Raw genomic sequence first — 3,800 nt, 5'->3', positions numbered from 1 at the left:
CACACACACACACACACACATTCTAACAACGGTCTAAGTCTCTGTACTAAGGCGATAGCGGTGCGCCCGGCGCGGGCGTCGGTTCGCCGTTTCAAGCATCTGCAAGGAGCTTTCAAAGCTCTTTGCAGATGCTTTTTCGTGTGTGTATAACTGCACCTGTGAAGCAAGAAATCAATAGTAGTAAATATAATCATTTAAACAGAACAAAAAATGAAGAAAAAATTGTATGAAACGCCTGCATGTACGGTCATTCCGTTGGCGACAGAGTATGCGTTATTAACGAAAAGCCCTGTGGCACGTCCCGGTGGCGGTGGTGAAACAGGTCACAAAGGCAGTGTCAGCGTAGGTGAATTCGAAGATGGCGGCAGTGAAGAAATCGAGGACGAAGATTAATAGCTGTGGCAAATGAATGGAGTAAAAATAAAAGGAACAACAAAAATGAAGATAAAAAATAAGTTGAGCAACCTTGCATGGAGCAGACTTCGTAACCGGGGTTTGCTCGTTGCCGTTGGTGCTGCTGCTCTTTTGGCAGCCGCTTGTGCCGACGATGATTTGGCAACCGACAAGCCCAATAAGCACATGGGCACCACATTGGCTTTCAATGTGAGCGATGTGCAGATGGATGCGTTGGCACAAAACGCCACAGAGCAAACACGTGGTTTGAGTATGCAGCCCATTCCAGCAAGCTATCTTGCTCCACGCAAGATCGAAGCTACTGGCAGCAATCCTCATGACTTCTGCTTGATAGAGTCGACAGTTGAGGGTCTTAACCCAGTGAAAGTGGATGCGAAGACACGTGGAACCATTCTCACCGCCAGCACGCTTGGCACCTTCTCCTCGATTGGTTATCGTGCAGCAAGTGCAGCTGCAGCATCCAATCCGAGTACAGCATTGCTATGGTTTCACAACGAAAAGACCAATCCCGATGGCACATTGGTAAATCGTTACGATTGGGATTGGCCCGTAAACGTTTATGGTCGCTTCTATGCTGTGTCGCCCGAAGCTACGGCAGCCAATGGCATCACCTTCTCGCCGAGCAACTATGCGCAGGTGCCTTATGTGGACTTTGAGGTAAAGAGCAATGTAATTGACCAAGTAGACTTGATGACTGCCTGCTCGGGCGAGGTGCACTATGAGCATGGCAACGACCCCACGAGCAATCTCAAGTTCACGCATGCCTTGGCCGCTGTGAAGTTTTCCATCGGCAGCAACCTTTCGCCTGTCATCATTAAGAAGATTGAAGTTTCTGGTGTGAAGTATAAAGGCCGCTACAAATTGCCCAACAAAGCTGATGGCAGCGACGCGGCTTGGCTTTCGGTTGACAATGCCACCACCACGGTGACGCTCGATGGTATCAATGTAAATGCAGCAGAGATGCCCAACACGATGTTGGCCGGTGCACTCAATCCTGCAACAAATCCCAACAACCGTCCAGGGCGTCAAAACTATACCTTCTTGATGATTCCACAAACCTTGCCCGCCAAGGGGGCGGCTAATCATGCTAAGGTCACCATCTATTATCAAGATGGTCCTACCACCAAGCATGTATCATTCCCTTTAACTGGCGAGTGGAAGGCAAACACTACGCAGGAATATAAGCTCTCGCAGAGGAATTCTACATGGGAAATCCGTTTAAGTGTAGCAGGAACGAGTAAGACCTTCGATTATCAAGGTAATCTTTTAATGGGGGGTCACACGTTCGATGTCACAAGCTACCGCCAATCACCGGATGGTACTATACAGCAAGCCGTACCTTGGAAGATTTCCAAATATGAAGAGTGGGACTATACGCTCAACGGCGGCACAGGAGGCTGGGTAGACCGCGGCACTACAAAGCCCGATTGGCTCGGCGACCTCACCGATCATGGTAATGGTGGCACAGCAGCAGAAGCAGGAAACACTGCAGTAAAACCTGCCACTATTATTGATAAACTTGCTGCTTACAACCAAGTCCTTAAGGATGCTACGCCCAAAGGCACGGCTACCAATCCCTACAACTTGGCTAATCCCAGCGGTAATGGTGCGCGAAATTTTATTGAAGAGAGTGCCAACTGCTATCTCATTTCTGCCCCGGGACACTATTGCATCCCCTTGGTCTATGGCAATAGCATTAAAAATAATCAACGGAACACCAAGGCTTACCAATCTTCACAACCTGCTGGCACTCCCTATTTGCTGAAGACTTTTAAAGAGCATAGAAATATTGATATTGTCAATCCTTGGATAGGCCAGCAACAAGGCGGTGGTCCCGATGATGCCAAAATCGTTTGGATGGATCAGCCCAATCTTGTCCGCAGTTCTTCACTCCAAATCGTCCATAATCCGGACTATCTTGAGTTTGAAGTGAAGAAAGAAGACATCCGTAATGGTAATGCTGTGATTGCCGTTACCCGTGGTGGAGAGGTGGCTTGGTCGTGGCACTTGTGGTTCGACCATGCTGACGCATTGAACAAGATTACGTGTAAAAACTATGATGGCATCATCTATAAATTTACACGTAACACATTGGGACAAGTATATTTCAAATATGAGGCAACATCCTACGACAAACCTCGCAAAGCATGTATCACCATTGAACAGCAAGCAGCCAACGGTGGTGTCAGAGCTTCTGCACCGGTCGTAATCACGCAAAATCCGGAAAATAAAAAAGAAATAGCAACCACGCTCTACCAGTTTGGGCGCAAGGATGCCCTGCCCGGTACAGATGCCATTGCACAAGGCAGTTATTCTTTCGATAATACCCCTGGTGGCCGTTCCATAGGTTATGCCATCCAGCATCCTGAGAAGATGTTTAGGTCTGCCGAGACCGGAATGTTTAACAATTATGACTGGTGTAACGCCACTTATTACAACCTCTGGTCGATAGAGAACACCACAACTGGTTACAACGACAACGCTGTCGTCAAGACCATCTACGATCCTTGTCCTGCCGGTTTCAAAATGCCCGCATCCAACGCCTTCACTGGCTTCACGACCACTGGCAACAATACCGGTACACCATCACAATTCAATATAAACGGTGGATGGGACTACGGTTGGAACTTCAACAACAGGATTACCAGTCCTGATGCCACCGTATATTTCCCCGCTTTGGGCTTTCGCAACAGCGTAAACGGTTCGCTGATCAGTGTGGGCATCTTCGGCGGCTCTTGGTCGGCCGTCCCGGCCGACACGGACCACGGTTGTGGCCTGCACTTCTACTCGTGGGAGGTGTACCAGAAGAGCAGCGAGAGTCGGGCGTACGCGCACTCTGTCCGTCCCGTAGCCGACACTAAAACCAAGGTGACGCCAAAACTGCCAGGCTCAACCGAAGAGCAATGGGGAAGCGAGCAGCAAGTGGGCGGCACCGAGATTGATTTAGACAATTAAGAAACGACAAGTAAAACGAAACGCAATGAAAAAAATAAATAGATTGACCCTTGTGCTGACCTTGATGGCAGCAGGGCTATTCGCCGGTTGCGCAAGCGACGAAGAGGCAACCCGCGAGAACCAAAAGATAACGCTTGACGGCAGCCACTTCAAATTTACCGAAGTGGCCTATCAGGCCGACCAGGCTGTGACACGCGCCGCAGCATCCGTGAAGCCGACGACCGTTGACTTGGGCGACGGCTTGGAGGCCGAAGTATCGGTTACTCCCGATGCGCCCACCGGCAAAACGCGCGCCGTTGATCCCATCAGCGATGGCAAGTATACCATCCTCGCCTTCGACCCCACCACCCACGACTTGCAAGGCAAACTGGAGGGCAGCGTGACGGGCGGCGTGTTCACCCCCGATGCCGGTCAGAAACTGTTGCTCGACC

General features: G+C 50.0%; 2 protein-coding genes and 1 pseudogene. All 3 read left to right on the top strand.

All coding sequences use genetic code 11. From position 1 onward, the window contains the following. Positions 1 to 210: 210 nt before the first annotated feature. Positions 211 to 393, top strand: a complete 183-nt coding sequence (locus HMPREF9431_RS06590) for a hypothetical protein (protein ID WP_004380413.1) — start codon at positions 211 to 213, stop codon at positions 391 to 393. 45 nt (positions 394 to 438) lie between these two features. Next, positions 439 to 3,369, top strand: coding sequence for a hypothetical protein (locus HMPREF9431_RS06585; RefSeq protein ID WP_004380412.1), 2,931 nt, complete (start codon positions 439 to 441; stop codon positions 3,367 to 3,369). Positions 3,370 to 3,394: 25 nt separating this feature from the next. Beyond that, a pseudogene (locus tag HMPREF9431_RS13245) lies at positions 3,395 to 3,800 on the top strand (hypothetical protein); the annotation flags it as partial.

The sequence above is a fragment of the Segatella oulorum F0390 genome, from assembly GCF_000224615.1.
Lineage (GTDB): Bacteria > Bacteroidota > Bacteroidia > Bacteroidales > Bacteroidaceae > Prevotella > Prevotella oulorum.
Note: the sequence above shows the minus strand (reverse complement) of the source record. Positions and strands in the feature narration are given on the sequence as shown.

What these genes read in the sequence shown, in the direction of transcription:
- HMPREF9431_RS06590 (WP_004380413.1), top strand. Translation starts at nt 211, where the DNA reads ATGAAGAAAAAATTGTATGAAACGCCTGCATGTACGGTCATTCCGTTG.
- HMPREF9431_RS06585 (WP_004380412.1), top strand. Translation starts at nt 439, where the DNA reads ATGAAGATAAAAAATAAGTTGAGCAACCTTGCATGGAGCAGACTTCGT.